Annotated in this window: 16 protein-coding genes; 9 read left to right on the top strand and 7 right to left on the bottom strand. The window is 39.0% G+C overall.

Annotated elements, in window-relative coordinates:
* Positions 1-7: 7 nt before the first annotated feature.
* The 3 genes from ubiH to SOI76_RS13235 all read left to right on the top strand — a co-directional run bounded on the left by ubiH (position 8) and on the right by SOI76_RS13235 (position 2,904).
* Positions 8-1,216, top strand: coding sequence for a 2-octaprenyl-6-methoxyphenyl hydroxylase (gene ubiH, locus SOI76_RS13245; RefSeq protein ID WP_104079360.1), 1,209 nt, complete (start codon positions 8-10; stop codon positions 1,214-1,216).
* Positions 1,213-2,445: an FAD-dependent monooxygenase gene (gene ubiF / locus SOI76_RS13240; RefSeq protein WP_104079361.1), complete on the top strand. Its 1,233-nt coding sequence runs from the start codon at positions 1,213-1,215 to the stop codon at positions 2,443-2,445. Before ubiH ends, ubiF begins: the two co-directional genes overlap by 4 nt.
* Positions 2,446-2,652: 207 nt before the next feature.
* Entirely contained in the window at positions 2,653-2,904 is a 252-nt protein-coding gene (locus SOI76_RS13235) for a hypothetical protein (protein ID WP_002117665.1), read from the top strand.
* A 38-nt stretch (positions 2,905-2,942) separates the two neighbouring features.
* Here the strand turns inward: SOI76_RS13235 and SOI76_RS13230 are convergent, their stop codons facing one another.
* Positions 2,943-3,344, bottom strand: coding sequence for a MerR family transcriptional regulator (locus SOI76_RS13230; protein ID WP_104079362.1), 402 nt, complete (start codon positions 3,342-3,344; stop codon positions 2,943-2,945).
* Between the two features lie 65 nt (positions 3,345-3,409).
* Between SOI76_RS13230 and SOI76_RS13225 the strand changes: the two genes are divergently transcribed.
* Positions 3,410-4,051 (top strand): cation transporter, encoded by a 642-nt coding sequence (locus tag SOI76_RS13225; protein WP_104079363.1) that lies wholly within the window; start codon positions 3,410-3,412, stop codon positions 4,049-4,051.
* 55 nt (positions 4,052-4,106) lie between these two features.
* Here the strand turns inward: SOI76_RS13225 and SOI76_RS13220 are convergent, their stop codons facing one another.
* Entirely contained in the window at positions 4,107-4,709 is a 603-nt protein-coding gene (locus tag SOI76_RS13220; RefSeq protein WP_104079364.1) for a LysE/ArgO family amino acid transporter, read from the bottom strand.
* Positions 4,710-4,814: 105 nt separating this feature from the next.
* Between SOI76_RS13220 and iciA the strand changes: the two genes are divergently transcribed.
* Entirely contained in the window at positions 4,815-5,705 is an 891-nt protein-coding gene (iciA, locus tag SOI76_RS13215; RefSeq protein WP_104079365.1) for a LysR family transcriptional regulator ArgP, read from the top strand.
* 2 nt (positions 5,706-5,707) lie between these two features.
* On the opposite strand, the gene SOI76_RS13210 is transcribed toward iciA, so the two are convergent.
* Both SOI76_RS13210 and rsmI read right to left on the bottom strand, forming a co-directional pair.
* Positions 5,708-6,094 (bottom strand): hemin receptor, encoded by a 387-nt coding sequence (locus SOI76_RS13210; RefSeq protein ID WP_104079366.1) that lies wholly within the window; start codon positions 6,092-6,094, stop codon positions 5,708-5,710.
* 99 nt (positions 6,095-6,193) lie between these two features.
* The gene (rsmI, locus tag SOI76_RS13205; protein WP_057066815.1) at positions 6,194-7,030 is read right to left on the bottom strand and encodes a 16S rRNA (cytidine(1402)-2'-O)-methyltransferase; all 837 of its coding nucleotides are present in this window, start codon (positions 7,028-7,030) and stop codon (positions 6,194-6,196) included.
* A 208-nt stretch (positions 7,031-7,238) separates the two neighbouring features.
* On the opposite strand from rsmI, the gene SOI76_RS13200 reads away from it, so the two are divergent.
* The 3 genes from SOI76_RS13200 (at position 7,239) to afmiD (ending at position 9,294) form a co-directional block, all read left to right on the top strand.
* Positions 7,239-7,640 (top strand): YraN family protein, encoded by a 402-nt coding sequence (locus SOI76_RS13200; protein WP_104079367.1) that lies wholly within the window; start codon positions 7,239-7,241, stop codon positions 7,638-7,640.
* A gap of 79 nt (positions 7,641-7,719) precedes the next feature.
* On the top strand, positions 7,720-8,427 hold the full coding sequence (locus tag SOI76_RS13195) for a BON domain-containing protein (protein ID WP_002117601.1): 708 nt from the start codon (positions 7,720-7,722) through the stop codon (positions 8,425-8,427).
* 3 nt (positions 8,428-8,430) lie between these two features.
* The gene (gene afmiD / locus SOI76_RS13190; protein ID WP_104079368.1) at positions 8,431-9,294 is read left to right on the top strand and encodes an alpha/beta hydrolase; all 864 of its coding nucleotides are present in this window, start codon (positions 8,431-8,433) and stop codon (positions 9,292-9,294) included.
* A gap of 28 nt (positions 9,295-9,322) precedes the next feature.
* On the opposite strand, the gene nudC is transcribed toward afmiD, so the two are convergent.
* From nudC to dnaQ, 3 genes are all read right to left on the bottom strand, one after another.
* Complete coding sequence (gene nudC, locus SOI76_RS13185) at positions 9,323-10,066, bottom strand: NAD(+) diphosphatase (RefSeq protein WP_005070517.1); 744 nt, start codon at positions 10,064-10,066, stop codon at positions 9,323-9,325.
* The gene (locus SOI76_RS13180) at positions 10,066-11,709 is read right to left on the bottom strand and encodes a chemotaxis protein (protein ID WP_104079369.1); all 1,644 of its coding nucleotides are present in this window, start codon (positions 11,707-11,709) and stop codon (positions 10,066-10,068) included. The genes nudC and SOI76_RS13180 overlap by 1 nt, the downstream gene beginning before the upstream one ends.
* A gap of 130 nt (positions 11,710-11,839) precedes the next feature.
* The gene (gene dnaQ, locus SOI76_RS13175; RefSeq protein ID WP_104079370.1) at positions 11,840-13,219 is read right to left on the bottom strand and encodes a DNA polymerase III subunit epsilon; all 1,380 of its coding nucleotides are present in this window, start codon (positions 13,217-13,219) and stop codon (positions 11,840-11,842) included.
* 233 nt (positions 13,220-13,452) lie between these two features.
* Between dnaQ and mltD the strand changes: the two genes are divergently transcribed.
* The gene (gene mltD / locus SOI76_RS13170; protein WP_104079371.1) at positions 13,453-16,668 is read left to right on the top strand and encodes a LysM peptidoglycan-binding domain-containing protein; all 3,216 of its coding nucleotides are present in this window, start codon (positions 13,453-13,455) and stop codon (positions 16,666-16,668) included.
* Positions 16,669-16,682: the final 14 nt, after the last annotated feature.

Below are 16,682 nucleotides of genomic sequence, written 5' to 3'. Positions count from 1 at the left end.
CAACTCGATGCAACAACAAGTGATTATTGTAGGTGGGGGAATGGTTGGACTTAGCCTTTCGCTCATGCTGGCGAAGGCTAATATTGCAGTAAAGCTGTTAGAAGCTGTGAAATACCCAAACTATGATGATCAAAATGTTGCCCCTTATCATTCCAGTTTCGATGCGCGTAATACGGCTTTATCGCGTCGTAGCGTCCAGATTTATCAGAAGCTGGGGTTATGGGATGCATTACAGCAACACGCGACTCCAATTCTACAAGTTCACATTACTGAACAAGGCAGTTTTGGTAAGGCACGATTAATTGCAGAACAAGAAAAAGTCGAAAGCTTTGGGCAGGTGATTGAAAATGCTTGGTTGGGTCGTGTTTTATTGACTCAAGTACGTCAGCAGCCTTTGATTGAGCTGATTGATGGCGTTCAAGTGACTGCTTTAACTCAAGATACTGAACAAGTACATATTGAGGCCAAGCGTGGTGATGAAGTTTTAAAACTTGAGTCAAAGCTATTAATTGCCGCAGATGGACGTGACTCTTTCTGTCGTCAGGCAATCGGCGTTGATGTTGATGTTCATGACTATGATCAGGTTGCAATTGTCACTACCGTTCAGACTTCAAAACCACATGAACAAGTCGGTTTTGAGCGTTTTAGTGCATTAGGTCCTTTAGCTTTATTGCCTTTACCGGGCGAATATCGCCGTTCGGTTGTATGGCCTGTTAAAAAAGGCACTGAAGGTGAGTGGTTAGGTGAAGAAAATGACCAACACTTTTTAGATGCTTTGCAAAAAACTTATGGTGACAGAGCGGGTAAATTTGAAAAAACCGGCAGACGTTTTAGCTATCCACTTTCACAAGTGCTTGCACATAAACAAGCAGTCGGACGCGTTATTTTAATGGGGAATGCGGCGCATACAATCCATCCTGTTGCAGGACAGGGCTTTAACCTATGTCTACGTGATGCGGATGTTTTAGTGCGTTATTTAGTAAACCAGCTAACCGCTTCTGACGATATCGGTAACCCAAATAATTTACTGGCCTATGAACAAGCCCGTTTGTCAGATCAACAGCGAGTGATTAAGTTCTGTGACACAGTGGTTCGTGGTTTTAGTAATCAAAATCCATTATTAAAATTAATTCGTAATACGGGATTAATTGCATTTGATGTCATTCCAGGTGTTAAACCACTGGTAGCGAACTATGCAATGGGGTTAAAAGCATGAGTGAAGTATTAGATGTTGTCATTGTGGGTGGTGGGTTGGTTGGTGGTTTAACAGCTTTATTACTTGCACAAGGTGGTGTACAGCCTACTGTGCTTGATGCTGCTCCTGTACTGGATGTTGAAAAAACACTAAGTGTGATGAACCCACGTGTTTTAGCACTGAGCCAAGCGACCATTCATTTACTTAAAACTGTCAATGTTTGGGATGATCTAGCACGTCAAATGCCTTATACGGGCATGCAAGTGTGGAACCTGAATGGCTATGGTGAGATTAATTTTGGCCATGAATCTGTACAAAGACCAATGCCAGAACAGTCCTTGGGTTCTATGGTTGAGCCAAGTGTATTGAATGTTGCCATTCAACAAAAAATGCTTGAGCAACTAACAGACTATCGTACTCAAGTTCGTGTGACTCGCATTGAGCAGGGTGTTGGTTGTTGGCATATTCAATTGGCAGATGGTACGACACTTAAAACAAAACTGCTGATTGGTGCAGATGGTGCCAATTCATTTGTACGAGAACAGGCCTTTATTGACCTAGATGTCTTAGATTACAAGCAAGCAGCGATTAGTTGTGCTATTAAAACATCTAAACCCCACAATCATGTTGCTCGTCAAATTTTCTTACCTACAGGGCCTTTAGCCTATTTACCGATGGCTAGTCTTGAAGAAAGTGAAAATGGCTACTGGCAGTCAATTGTCTGGACACTACCTGATGATTATGCCGATGAATATTCTGCTTTAACCGATCATGAATTTATGCAGCTTTTAACTCGTGAAAGCCAACATATGTTGGGTGAAGTGTTAGATGTACGTTCAAGAGCCCAATTCCCGCTCAAAGCGCGCGCCGCAAAACAGTATGTGAAAGCTGGTTTAGCTTTAATTGGGGATGCTGCACATGTTATCCATCCACTTGCTGGACAAGGGGTAAATATTGGTTGTTTAGATGCGGCTGTACTCTGTGATGCATTACTACATAATTTAGCGCGTGGCGTATGGGCAAATGAACAGACATTGTTGCGTTATGAGCATCGCCGTAAAGGCCAGAATGATGCAATGATGCATAGCATGTCGGCAATTGGCTGGTTGGAAAGTAGTGAGCTATTTCCATTTATCTGGGCTCGGAATGTGGGACTCAAGCAGGTTGAACAAATTTCCTTCTTAAAAGAGCGTTTTATGCAACAAGCAAACGGTTTAGGGTCTTTACAAAACACCCAGTATAGTCGTTAAAATAATTACGAAGTTTATGCTCTACTGGTCTAAATAAATATCAGTAGATATTTTTTAAGCAATCATTTATATATCATTACCAATTGGGTTGAAAAAGATACACATTTGACCAATTTGGCTCTTTGCTAAATGCAAAGAGATTGCTAAATTTCTGAGGTCTTGGGACCATAGCGATGATGCAATAGAAATCATTCTGGGGAGTGAAAAATGTCAGATATCAATGATTATGAAGATGCAGAAGATTCTGCTGTAGATGAAGATGAAGCGAAAGCAGCTGAAAGCGGTGCAGCTGATGAAGAAGCAAGCAGTATTAATGATACTGATATTGCTGAGGCAGAAACACTGACTGTGACTGCTAAGCAAAAACAGCGCCAAGCGCTGGAAGATGAAGTTGCCGCATTTTTAGCTCGAGGGGGGAGAATTACTGAAGTTCCTCCAGATGAACATAGCGACCATTAATCCTAAAAAGCATCACATGAGTGATGCTTTTTTTATTTTTAAGGTGCATTTTGAAGTTCTTTCAAAATCCCGCATTCATCTACTGTTCGATTGGTAGAGCAATGCTGTTTTAAATCAATTAAAGATTCTTTTAAAAGTAATAATCGTTCGATTTTTTCAGATACTTCTTTTAAGTATTTATCGACTAAATTATCAATTTCTGTGCAGGCCTGTTTAGGCTGAGTTTTCATTTCTTTTAACGTTTTAATATCACTCAGTGAAATATTTAATTCACGGCAATGCTTAATAAATAAAAGGTCTGCAAGTGTTTGTTCGTTGTAAACACGATAATTATTTTCTGAGCGCTGAATACGGTCCAGCACACCTACTTTTTCGTAATAACGGATCGTATCAATTGGAATATCCGCTTTTTTTGATAATTGACCAATAGAAAGACTCATAAGACTTGACTCTGGAGCTACTCGAGGGTTTTTAATCACTATAAAAGAGTTTTTGAGGAAATAAAATGGCTGGATGTGGTTGTGCTTCAACATGTTCTCCTTCAAAGAAGGTGAGTCCACGTTTTAGAAAAGCATTATGGATTGCGCTTGTGATCAATGCCTTAATGTTCGTGGTGGAAATATTGGGAGGTTATAAGGCCCAATCCGTTTCACTTTGGGCAGATGCATTAGATTTTGCCGGAGATGCAGCAAACTATGCATTATCTTTAGTCGTTCTTTCGATGAGTTTATATTGGCGTGCAACAGCTGCATTAGTTAAAGGAATAACGATGGCGACTTTCGGCTTTTTTGTCATTGCGAAAGTGGTCTGGTCGTATTTTTATGGTGTTTCACCCGAACCAATGGTGATGGGAGCAATTGGTGTAATGGCTTTAACTGCTAACGTTTCTGTCGCGCTTATGCTCTATGCATTTCGTGATGGGGATGCCAATATGCGCTCTGTGTGGCTGTGCAGTAGAAATGACTCAATTGCTAATATTGCTGTAATTTTAGCGGCGGTTGGGGTATTTGGAACAGGCAGTGTATTTCCTGATTTGATTGTTGCCTTTGTCATTGCATACTTGGGTGTATCTTCTGGCTATGCTGTTATAAAACAGTCACAACAAGAAAGAAAACAGGCAAGAGTTATAGTTGCCAGTGAAGCATAACACTAAAGAGTAATAAAAAAGGATCTTTTATATGATCCTTTTTTATTTTAAGCCGTTAAAACAAGAGGGTAATAGCGATACTCCACATAACGCAACCAATAATGAAATCTAAAATTTTCCAAGCTTTGGGATTGGTAAATAGTGGCTTTAATAATCTTGCACCATAACCCAGACTAAAAAAGAAAATCCAAGAGGCAAGAATGCTGCCCAAAGCAAAACTCACTTTGTCTTCAAGCTGAGTTGCAACTGAACCAATCAAAACAATAGTGTCTAAATAGACATGAGGATTAAGCCAAGTAAAGGCAAGACAGGTCACTAATGCTTGAGTTAATGTTTGTTTTTGACTGCTATCAAGGTCCATACTTTGCGTGGTCTTAAATGCAGCATAGAATGCTTTGGCACCGTAAACTAATAAAAACGTTGCCCCTAAATATTTAGCCAAGGTAATTAAGATGGGTGATGCAGTCATGATTTCTGCAAAACCTAATACACCACATGCAATTAAAATTGAGTCGGACAGGGCACAGATTAAACACAACCAAAATACATATTGCTGTTTAAGTCCCTGTTTTAGGACAAAAGCATTTTGAGCTCCAATTGCTACGATAAGCCCGCTACCAATACCGAAACCTTTAAAAAATATACTAAGAGAGAACATAACAATAAGGTGGAAAAATCAGATGTGGGAATTATCTGACTTTTTATTAAGAAATAAGTAAAATTAAGAATATTTAGGTTTAGCTAAAAAAAATTTAGGTTTGATATGTTAGATAGCAAACAATGTGAAGCCTTTCTTGCAGTCGCAGAATTGGGAAGTTTTGATGCGGCAGGGGAGCATTTATATATTACGCCCTCGGCAGTGTCCTTACGCGTACAGGCTTTAGAAAAGTATTTAGGACAAATTCTAATTATACGAGGCCGCCCGTGTGTGCTCACTCAAGCAGGGCAAACTTTATTACAACATTTACGTCATACGAGGTTAATGGAGCAAAATTTATTACAAGGTTTGATGGGAAAATCATCAGAATCTGAATTTTATAAAATTGCTCTAGCTTCAAATGCAGATTCATTAGCTACTTGGCTTTTACCGAACATTCAGCAAACGCTTTTTAAAGAAAAAATAGTATTAGAACTAAAAATTGATGATCAATCTCACACGCACACTTTATTAGAGACAGGACAAGTCAATGCCTGTATTTCGGCAGAAGAGCAGGTCATGTCAGGTTGTTTAGCTCAACCACTAGGAAAAATGCGTTATAAAATGTTGGCCTCTGCTGAATTTGTAAATAAGTGGTTCAGTGCTGGAGTGAATAGAGACACATTAAGAAAAACACCAGCAGTTATTTTTAATCATAAAGACTTAATGCATTCAGAGGTTTTATTAAAAGGATACGGTTTACCGATGCAAAGTTATCCTTATAGTTTTATTCCAGCAACTGATGCTTTCGTCAAAGCAATTCAATTAGGTTTAGGTTATGGCATGGTTCCCGAGTTGCAGGTTCAGCCACTACTCGAAAATGGAACACTTGTTGATATTATGCCTGAAGCCCAACTTGATGTTCCTTTATATTGGCACCACTGGAAAAGACAGTCGCAGCAACTTGATGCACTGACTGAGACGATTGTTCAGTCAGCAAAACATATCTTGAGATAAATTTAAGTCCGTGAGCGGGCATAAAAATTTGAAACATGCTGAATATAAAACTCTATATCTTGTGTTGAGTAACCTAAAAGTTGTCCGATTCTACGGTCAAGCTCTAAGCGATCTTCGAGTTGAGTTTCCTTTAGTGATTTTTCAATACATAACACAAGTTCATTTAAATCTGCTAAAGGTGCATTTTTATAGATCAGCATAATTGAAAATGGTGAAGATAAAGAGGTTTCAATATCTTTACTCAGCATAGATAAAGTACCTTGCTCGAGATGCTCTAAAAACTCGGTAGGTAATAGATCATAAAACAAAGCGATAGGTTTCTCGCCTGAAAGTAATAATTCTAGTTCACACTCTTCATGCGGCCCAAGTTTTCCAAGCTGTACAGTCATGTAAATACTCTTATTTTTATCTTTAATATTATTATGCAAAATTCATGCACAGTGATGATGAATGCTATTTATTGTTCATCACTGTGCTTAATCAAAAGATTACGATTGGGTTAACTCAAGCGCACGTTGATAAGCAACTTTTTTCTTAACTCCTGTTAGATCAGCAGCAAGTTGAGATGCTGCTTTAACAGATAAATCTTGAAGTAAGCGCTTTAAAAGCTCATCTAATTTCTCTTGTTCCAGATCTGTTTTTTCTGGTGCACCGCCAACTACAAGAACAATTTCGCCTTTTTCTTGGTTGTGATCATTTTCAATGAAACTGACCAAATCTTTTAAAGTCATTTTTTTGATAGTTTCAAAGGTTTTGGTAATTTCGCGTGCGAAACCTACAGGTCGGTTTTCTCCAAATACCTCAGCCATATTTTTTACACATTCTAAAATACGATGTGGTGCTTCATAGAAAATTAAGGTCTGAGTCTCATTTTTGAGTTTTTCTAATTGAGAAATACGTTGAGAAGCTTTTGATGGCAAAAATCCTTCAAAACTAAAACGATCGCTCGGTAGACCTACTGCACTTAGAGCAGCAATCGCAGCACATGCACCAGGCACAGGAACAACCTTAATGCCATGTTCTTGAGCAGCTCGAACTAATTTAAAACCAGGGTCGCTAATAAGTGGTGTACCTGCATCACTAATTAAAGCAACATTGTCGCCAGCAAGTAATTTTTGAACTAACTGCTCAATTTTATTACTTTCGTTATGATCATGACATGCAGTAAGTTGGGTCGATATATTATAGTGCTTAAATAATTGTGCTGATTGACGAGTATCTTCGGCAGCTACGATAGAAACTGATTTTAAAATATCAATTGCACGGAAAGTCATATCATCTAAGTGCCCGATTGGGGTGGCTACAACGAATAACTGAGCACTCATTTGGTTTTACTCCGTACAGATAAACAATTTTAATGGGGTAGTTTACCCGAAATTATGATTTGGGCGTGAACAATGTCTGCTAGCTTGAGCTTTTCGAAAATGATCTGATTTTCATTTGTTCGATTTAGATCTGATATGACAGATAAATTTAAGAAAATAACTTATTTATAAAAACATCTAGAGATGCTTTTCATTGGGGAAGATAAAAATGCTATTAGCGCAGCAGTTGGGTAAATGGGCAGAGCAAACGGCTTTAAACCTGTTACAAAAGCAAAACTATGTATGGGTAACCAGTAATTACCATTCACGCCGTGGTGAAGTGGATTTGATTGTTAAAAGAGGGCAAGAGCTGGTTTTTGTTGAGGTAAAGGCGCGTACTATAGGAAATTATGGACAGGCTTGCGAAATGGTGACAAGAGCAAAGCAGAAGAAAATTATTAAAACCGCGATGCGTTTTTTACAGCGCTACCCATCTTATCAGGATTTTTATTGTCGTTTTGATGTGATTTGTTTTGATTTTCCACAGAAAATTGCAAAAACAGTACAGCAAGACTTTTCAAATTTCCATTATGATCTGCAATGGATCGAAAATGCATTTACTTTGGATTAAGAGTTCATTACTCTTTTGAGCAAATTAAAACCGATGTTTTATGATCAAGCCAAGAAGAGATTGATAGGAGTCTGGTGGAGTGTTGAAACGTATTGCTGTAACAGCGCTTTGTGTCGCAAGTTTGTCAGGTTGCGCAAGTTTTATTTCTGGTGGAACAGGTACAGCTCCAGTCGGAACAGATAGTGGTGTACGTAGCTTAGGTCAGGTATTCATTGATTCTTCAATTAAACGTACAGCGAATATTAATCTCTATAAGCTTGATCAGCGTTTTAAACAATCACGTATTAATATCGAAAGTTTCCACAGTACTGTTTTATTAACAGGACAAGTGCCAGACCCATACTTGAAACAATTGGCAGAAGACAATCTTAAAGCCATGAGTGATGTAAAAGCTGTACATAACTACATTACCGTGGGTAATAAGGTCAGCTATAACACGATTATGCAAGACGCGGGTGTAACTGCAAATACACGTGCTCTATTAATGAAAGCGCCAGTTGTATCGGACAGTAAAGTACTTGTCCATACTGAAGATGGTGTTTTATATGTGATGGGCCGTTTAAATACAGCTGAAATTAATGATTTAAATAATGTGCTTCAAAATGTGGGTAACGTGACCAAAATTGTGACACTCATTGATAACGTTGATTTAGCACCTGCGCCAGCGGCGAGTACGGCTAGTGCAACGACTACACCAATTATTAATAACGTCATTGCTCAACCAACAGTTCAAACTCCTGTTGCAATTGATCCTGACCAAACAGATCCAGCTTCGAATGCACAGTAATATATGAATCTGATTGAACAACTACAAAGCAAAATTGAACAGGCGCGAACTCTTTATAAAGAGTTCCGCCTTTATGATTTGGGGAGTTTTGCTTTAAACCGTTTCACGCCTAAAGATGGTTTTGAACAGGTTGCCAATGTCCGTTATGGTTTAAAACCGCGTCACCGTTTGGATATTTACCGATCTGTTAAAAAACTAGCACATCAGCCCCTTATTGTTTTTGTACATGGTGGTGCTTGGCAACATGGTAATAAGCGAGATTATCTTTTTATTGGCGAGACATTTGCTAAAGAAGGCTATGACGTTGCGGTTATTAACTATCAATTAGCGCCTAAAAATATTTTTCCAAGTTTTGTTGATGACCTGACTCAGGCATTGAATTATTTACATCAAAACCAAGAAAAGCTGGAAATCTCTACAGAAAATATTGTACTTATGGGGCACTCGGCTGGGGCATTTAATGTCATGTCTGCTGTTTATCATCCAAAACCAAACCCTATTCAGTGTTTAAGCAATATTAAGGCAATTTTTGGTTTAGCTGGACCTTATCATTTTGATTATAAGGGTGATCCACTAGCTGAAGATGCTTTTGATCAAAGTATTTCTTATCAAGAAGTGATGCCATACTATTTTGTCAATCAAAATAGTATTAAACATTACTTGCTCATGGCTGAAAATGATCAGCTTGTCGGCAAAGAGAATACATTGGATTTGGATCGGGCTTTAAGACAGAGTGGAAATCACAGTCATATCGCTGTGATTCCCAAAACTGGCCATATTACAATTTTGGCCAGTCTTTCTAGCTTTATTAGCCACTATTTCAGAACGAAAAGAACGATCTTACATTTTCTTGAAGAAGTTTTTTAAACGAAAGTCTCGTTTAAAACACAGCAGATTACCCAGCTTGGGTAATCTGCATAATCATTGAATGAGCAATACTTCCTTTAAATGGAATCTCAGGTAATTGATCAATTTTGAAGAATTGTGCATCTGCAATTTCTTCTTCTTGAAGCTTAATTTCACCCGACTCATATTCTGCCCGAAAAGCTACCATAAGGTTACTTGGGAATGGCCAAGGCTGACTTGACATATATTGAATATTTTTGAGTTTTAAACCGACTTCTTCGAAGGCTTCACGTTGTACTGCTTCTTCAAGTGTTTCACCCACCTCAACAAAACCTGCAATCAAACCATACATGTTGGTTTTATTGTGAACTGACTTCGCTAGTAAGATTTCATCATCACCTCGAGTAATGACGGTAATAATGCAAGGGTTTACACGAGGATATTGATGGTAGCGACAAGAAGGGCACACCATTGCATATTCGGTTGGATGAACTTCTGTCGGATGTCCACAGTGGCTACAAAATTTATGGTTACGTCGCCATTCAAGTAATTGGACGGCTCGGCTCGCTTGCAAAAATTGTTCTTTCGACCAACTGGTAATAAGCTGGCGAATTGGAACAAGTTGTAAGCCTTCGGGGATAGGTTCCTCAGCAAGCAAGTCACGTGCAATGACTTGCTCATCATGAGTGAAAAGTAAATCACTTGCTAACTTTTCGACTTTGGGTAGTTGGAGATTCTGGTCAACCAGTAATTGTTGATGATGGAAAATATAAGCAAGTGATAATTCAGACATTAAGCTGCCTTTTTTTGAAGTTGTTGACTACTCGACAATGCTACATTAAACATGGATTGTAGAACAGGTTGTTTATTTTTTAAATTGTCAACTAACATGTCAATGCCTGCCAATACGTTAAAAATACAGTGAATTTGGTCTGTATTAAAAGGCTGGCTTTGTTCAAGTTGCTCTTGAACAAATTGGGCAGTTTGGAGTAAAGCATGTTGTTGAGTCGTGCTTCCTAAAAATTCGGCTGCACCCGCTAACTCTTTTAATGAACCTGCAATGGCTTCAATATTTTGTGTCTGATCATTGGCATACAAAGTAAGACTCTGACAGATAAAATCAATTAAATTTTTTGTCTCGGTAAGCAAAGCTTGATGAGCTTCATCAAGACGGTCTAAAGAAATCGCCGTATTATTCACGCTAAGTTGTAGACGATTTGACGTGTAATTGCGTACCAAAATACCAATTGAGTTCATGGCAGATAAAATGCTGTTCATCAGCTGCTGAGCATAGTTTTCGTCACTTAAAATGTTAAGTTGACTTAAACTGCTGGCTTGTTGAGAAAGAGCAGATGCGGCTTCATCAAGGTTTAGAAGTTTAAAGGTATGAGCCAGTTGTAAAAGGCTCGCTTGTAGTTGCTGTGCTTTTTCAGGTGACATATTTTGGTAGTTGTATTCAATATCGTTCCGTACCTTATTCATTTCATCCAAGATTAATTGGCTGACAGTGTGCATCGTGTCAAAGTCAGGACCAAAGAGATGGCGACTTAAAACGAGTAATTGAGTATCAGTCGGTGTTTCATCACCAATATGAAGTTGGTTGCGAATATGGTGGGCAATCTCATCTTCTTGAGCGATGACAATACTTAAAATATCTGCGAATGCCGCTAAATTAGGTTCAAAACTTTCGGGTGCTGTCAAAAATAGAGCAATATGATTTTCAATATTAATCAGTACACGTAGGCGTGAATCATTTAAAAGAAGGTGATCAATATGGTTAAAAGCATAATTGACGAGCTGCCAATATTGTTGGCTTGGCTGATGGTTTGCCATGCTAACTAAATAGGTAGCAATAAGTTTAAAGGCTTGAAAATTCTGAGCTGATGCTGTCTTTTTTAAAAATTGATTTAGAGATAATTTATAGAGTTGATGGATGAACTGAGTTTTTTCACTAATTAATATTTCAGGCAAAGGCAGTTCGAGCGAAGTATTTGCAAGTAAAGGAACAAGAGCCTGTCCTGATGTAGTTAGAGGCTTATTTAAAGCCAATTCTAAATTATTTAAGGTTGTAAGAAGAAACTGTGGAACTTGTATTTCGCGCAAACAGATAAATTCAATATAACGTTTTACCATGGTTGTGCCTTCGCTTAAGGCAATGACATCATCAGTATTAATTTGTGCTGGATTCGCAATAATTTTTTGCATCAACTCAGTTGAATACTGAGTGATTTTTGCAAGATAGGGGATATCAATTAAGCGTAGTACTTGAGTGCATTGCTTAAACTGTTCTAATGCATCATCAATACCAAAAGGGAGAGTTTGTTCTTCAATTAAGGTACTTACAGCACCTTCAACCAGTTTTATTGAACGATCAATTTCATGTTTAATGATGAGTAAGGCTGTTGGATCGAAATGAATCGACGTATGCTCAGACATAAACGTTCCCCTTTGCAAAAAAATCAATTGTTATATTCGTAGTGCTCAATAATTTGAGCTAAAAATCTATGCGACTAATATAACTTAACTTACAAAGGGGAAAAGCTAAAAACACTAAAGAATCAAAAATTTATTTTGCAAAAAGGCAAGGTTCTCCGTGTTTTTCCTCATATTCTTTGACCCAAGTCTCATGTATATTTAACTCTTCATCTGAAGGGTAAATTACAGGGAGGTCAATTTGAACTCTGCTTCTATTGGTTGTTTGCTGGCTATTTTCACTCTGAGATAAGGCATCTATATCAAAAGAAACCTGACCACCAGTCATTGCCAAGTAAACATCAGCAAGAATTTCAGCATCGAGTAATGCGCCATGGAAAGTACGGTCACGTGCTGGAATTTCATAACGTCTTACAAGCGCATCAAGGGAGTTTTTTTGTCCCGGATGTTTGTTTTTCGCTAAAGCTAAAGTATCTGTTACCTCACATACTTCAGAAAGTGCAGGAAGTCCTACGCGCTTAAACTCCATATCAAGGAAGTTCATATCGAAGGTCGCGTTATGGGCAATAATCTCTGCACCTTTAAGATAGTCAAATAAGGTGTCAGCAATATCCGCATAGAGCGGTTTATCTTTTAAGAAATCATCACTGATACCGTGGATGTTTTCTGAGTCTCCCACTGGTTTTTGTGGGTTAATATAAATATGAATCGAGCTACCCGTAAGCTTACGGTTAATCATCTCAATCGCACCCACTTCAATAATGCGGTCGCCATCTTGGAAATAAAAACCAGTGGTTTCCGTATCGAGAATCAGTTGTCGAGGACCCTGTAATTTTAATTTGGCTTCGGTCACAACGATTTGAGGATGAAGATTTTTGGTTGGCTGCTTACTTTCTTGTTCAGCACTTTCAACTTCAATAACTTTTTCATCTTCAATAATCATCTCAACTTCTTCATTTACTTCAAGATGAATATTTTCTTCTTCAGTTGCTTCTGCCATATCAAATCCGAAAGGGTCATCTAGTAACCAGTCCTGTTCAGGCTTTTTTATATCTTGCGGTACAGTAGTCGACTGTGGTTGCTTGAGTTCTTTAGCAGTTTTGTCTGCACCTAAATTCGCCAGCTGGTCTGCCATTTCATTGCCAGGGTGTCCTGCATGGCCTTTAATCCAGTTCCACTCAATATTTCTACCTGCACAGACAGCATCTAATTTCTGCCAAAGGTCAGGATTTTTTACATCTTTCCAGTTTTTCTTTTTCCAGCCATGAATCCACTCAGTAATACCTTGCTTCACATAATTTGAATCTGTCCAGATAATCAAATGTGCATCGGCTGGGCAAAATGAAACACCTTCAATGGCAGCAGTAAGTTCCATACGGTTATTGGTCGTATCAGGTTCACCGCCAAATAATTTATGTTCACCCTGCTCAGTAATGACATATGCGCCCCAACCACCTAAACCCGGATTGCCACGACATGCACCATCAACATACAGTGTGATTGTTTGAGACATAAATCGAAACCTAAACTAAAAGAAAAAGAACTGAATATGGTGTATTGTATACGCAAAAAGTTCGGTTCCATCGTATCAAAGCAAGGTTTTTTTAATTTCTTGTAACATTTCCGTGCAAATGACATTAAATTATTGCCTTGTCTATCTTGCATGCTTTACTACAATGGCATCGAAGACCCAGGGTTTGTGGGCAGACCCCAAAAAAATATTACGCGAGTTGTTTGGAAGTTTTTATGTATAAACCAACCACATTTGTGTGGCAGCCATCTGCAGCATCATTGTTCAAAATTACCGTACTTAGCTCTGCGTTAGCTGCGTTGGGTATTACAACAGGCTGTTCATCGACTCCGCAATCTGCAAAAACCTCAAAATCAAAACAGGTCAGTGGTGCAGGTTATTTAGATGCGAGTAGCCTTGATTCATTGGAAGACTTACTTTCAGCAACTGATATGCGTGCTGTAGAGGGTGACCGTCTGCTTATTTTAAAGCACGGTGATGTCTGGAAGCGTATGTCTGTGGGTTTCAAAATGGATCTGAACCATTGGGATTCACGTATTGAAGCTCAGCGTAGTTGGTTTATTTCTCGTCAGCCTTACCTTGATCGTTTAAGTGCCCGCGCAAGTCGTTATTTATATCATACAGTTAAAGAAGCTGAACGCCGCGGATTGCCGACAGAACTTGCATTATTACCTGTAATTGAAAGTTCATATGACCCAGCTGCAACAAGTAGTGCAGCCGCAGCAGGTCTATGGCAATTTATTCCGAGTACTGGTCGTATTTATGGTTTAAAGCAAACAGGTACGTATGATGGTCGTCGAGATGTTGTTGAGTCGACCCGTGCAGCGTATGAATTTTTAGGAAGCTTATATAACCAATTCGGTTCTTGGGAACTCGCTTTAGCAGCCTATAACGCAGGTCCTGGACGTATTCAACAGGCGATTAACCGAAATCAGGCAGCTGGACTACCAACTGATTATTGGTCTTTAAAATTACCTCAGGAAACCATGAACTATGTTCCGCGTTTCTTGGCTGTTGCCCAAATTATTAAAAACCCAAAAGCTTACGGTATTTCTTTACCACCAATTGCAAATAGACCCCATTTCCGTGAAGTGACTTTATCTGCACCTTTATCTTTAAGCGAAATTGCTTCTGTAGCTGGATTAAGCCGTTCGGAACTCTATGCATTAAACCCAGGATATCGTGGTGAAATGGTGGACCCTGCAAGTCCAATGCGTATCTTGATTCCAGCAGATTTAAGCCCTTCAATTGACAATAAATTAAAACGTCTTAAATCGGGTGGTGGTTCAGGTTGGTGGGCAAATGCGACTTCACCATCTAAACCAGATGCAAGTGCTTCAACTTCGGTAACAATTAAGACAACACCTGCAAATCAGGTTCAACCAGTTAAGCCGTCAACACCTACTAAAACAACGAGCAGCTCTAGTACGGTAAAAACTTCAACACCTCGCGGGTCTGATGCTTTAGCCGCGTTTGCAGCTTCGGCTGATGTCCCGAGTGCTCCACGTATTCCGGTCGCTGTGACACCAGCGGCAAACATTAAGCAAGTGAAGACAGAGCCACCAATCTCAGCTGCAGAGCGTGAGAAGATTTTAGCGGCAGTTCGAGCTGAAGGTGAGAAAGAAACAGTTCAACAAGCTTTAGAGCCACAGCCAACGCAGGCTGAAAAAGACCAAGTAGTTGCTGAGTTAAAAGCTATTGCACCACAAGGAACAGAAATTGTTGATCCTTATGACGGCAAAATTAAGTTAACTGCGATTCAAACAAGCCAGTCAGTTGCAGAGCAACAAGGTAAAGAAGTAAGTAAAGGTTTTGCATATCCAAAAACTTTAGCTGAAGACGTGACTGTTGCTAACTCTGAAGATGGTCGTCGCAATAAAGACAAACCTTATATTAAAACAGATACAGATGTAGTGGTTGTGCAGCCAAAAGGCAAACGTAGTACCTATACAGTACAACCTGGTGATACTTTAGCCGTTATTGCGATGAAAAACGGCGTAAACTGGCGCGATGTTGCTAAGTGGAACCAGATTGATCCAGAAAAGACGTTATATGTTGGTTCAACGCTTTACCTTTATGACGCTAAGCCACAAGAAACTCAAACGACTTCAAAAAGCACAGCTAAACCAGATGTATATATCGTTCAGGCTAACGATAGCTTAAGTGGTGTAGCGAATCAGTTTAATTTGTCAGTAAGACAATTGGCTGAATATAACGATTTATCAGTGACAGATGGCTTATTTGTAGGGCAAAAACTACAGTTAAAAGAACCAAAGAATAGCCGCTCAAGTGCTAAAGCCGAGCCAAAAGCTGTTCAGGCAAGTGCAAAACGTATAGCAACTAAGAGCTATACTGTGAAGCGTGGTGAATACCTGAAATTAATTGCAGATCGTTATGCGCTCTCGAATCAGGAACTTGCTGAGTTAACCCCAGGTTTAACGGCGGGCAGTAATTTGTTGGTAGGCCAAAAAATTAATGTGCCTACACAAGATATTACTGTAGATGAAGTTGCTGAAACTAAGACTTCTAGTAAATCTGAGAAAGCGACGTTAAGTGTTTCTTATAAAACAGAAGGCTATAAAGTACAGCGTGGTGATACTTTATCGAGTATTGCAACTAAATCAAAAATTAGTCTAGCTGAGTTAGCCGAGTTAAATAACTTAAAAGCAAATAGCCATGTACAGCTTGGTCAAACGTTAAAAGTACCGGCAGGCTTAAGTGTTCCTGAACAATACGTTGTACAGTCTGGTGATAGCTTAAATGCGATTGCGAGTAAATATAATTTGCAAACTAGCTATTTAGCTGACCTAAACGGTTTGTCTCGCACTGCTGGTTTGCGTGCTGGTCAACGCTTAAAACTAACAGGAACGATTGAAGAAGCGCCAACTAAATCTTCTAAAAATACTAAAGAAGAAACACCAGAAACTTATACGGTTAAGTCCGGTGATAGCTTAGGTAATATCGCTAACCGCTACCATTTACAGCTGGACTACCTTGCTTCATTAAATGGTCTTTCACGTACCAGTAGCGTTCGTGTCGGGCAACGTTTAAAGCTAACAGGTGATGTACCTACAGTAGAAACAGCTAAAGTAGATACTAAGTCTTCAACTAAAACAGTTGCGGCTGGTAAAAACACTGAAAGATATACTGTGAAATCTGGTGAGTCATTAAATAGTATTGCGAGCCGTGCAGGCATTTCAGTGCGTGAACTTGCTGAAATGAATGCATTAAAAGCGAGTGCTAATTTACAGCGCGGCCAAAATATTGTAATTCCAAAAACTGTTGTGGAATACAAAGTGAAGCGTGGTGATACATTAATTGGCCTTGCTAGCAAATATGGTTTAGAAACCAATTTTTTGGCTGAGCTAAATAATTTAACACCTTCTACTCAGCTTCGCATTGGTGATGTGATTAAAGTGCCTAATTTATAAAATAATTAGCAATT

The sequence above is a fragment of the Acinetobacter pittii genome (genome assembly GCF_034064985.1).
Classification (GTDB): Bacteria; Pseudomonadota; Gammaproteobacteria; order Pseudomonadales; family Moraxellaceae; genus Acinetobacter; species Acinetobacter pittii_H.
Note: the sequence above shows the minus strand (reverse complement) of the source record. Positions and strands in the feature narration are given on the sequence as shown.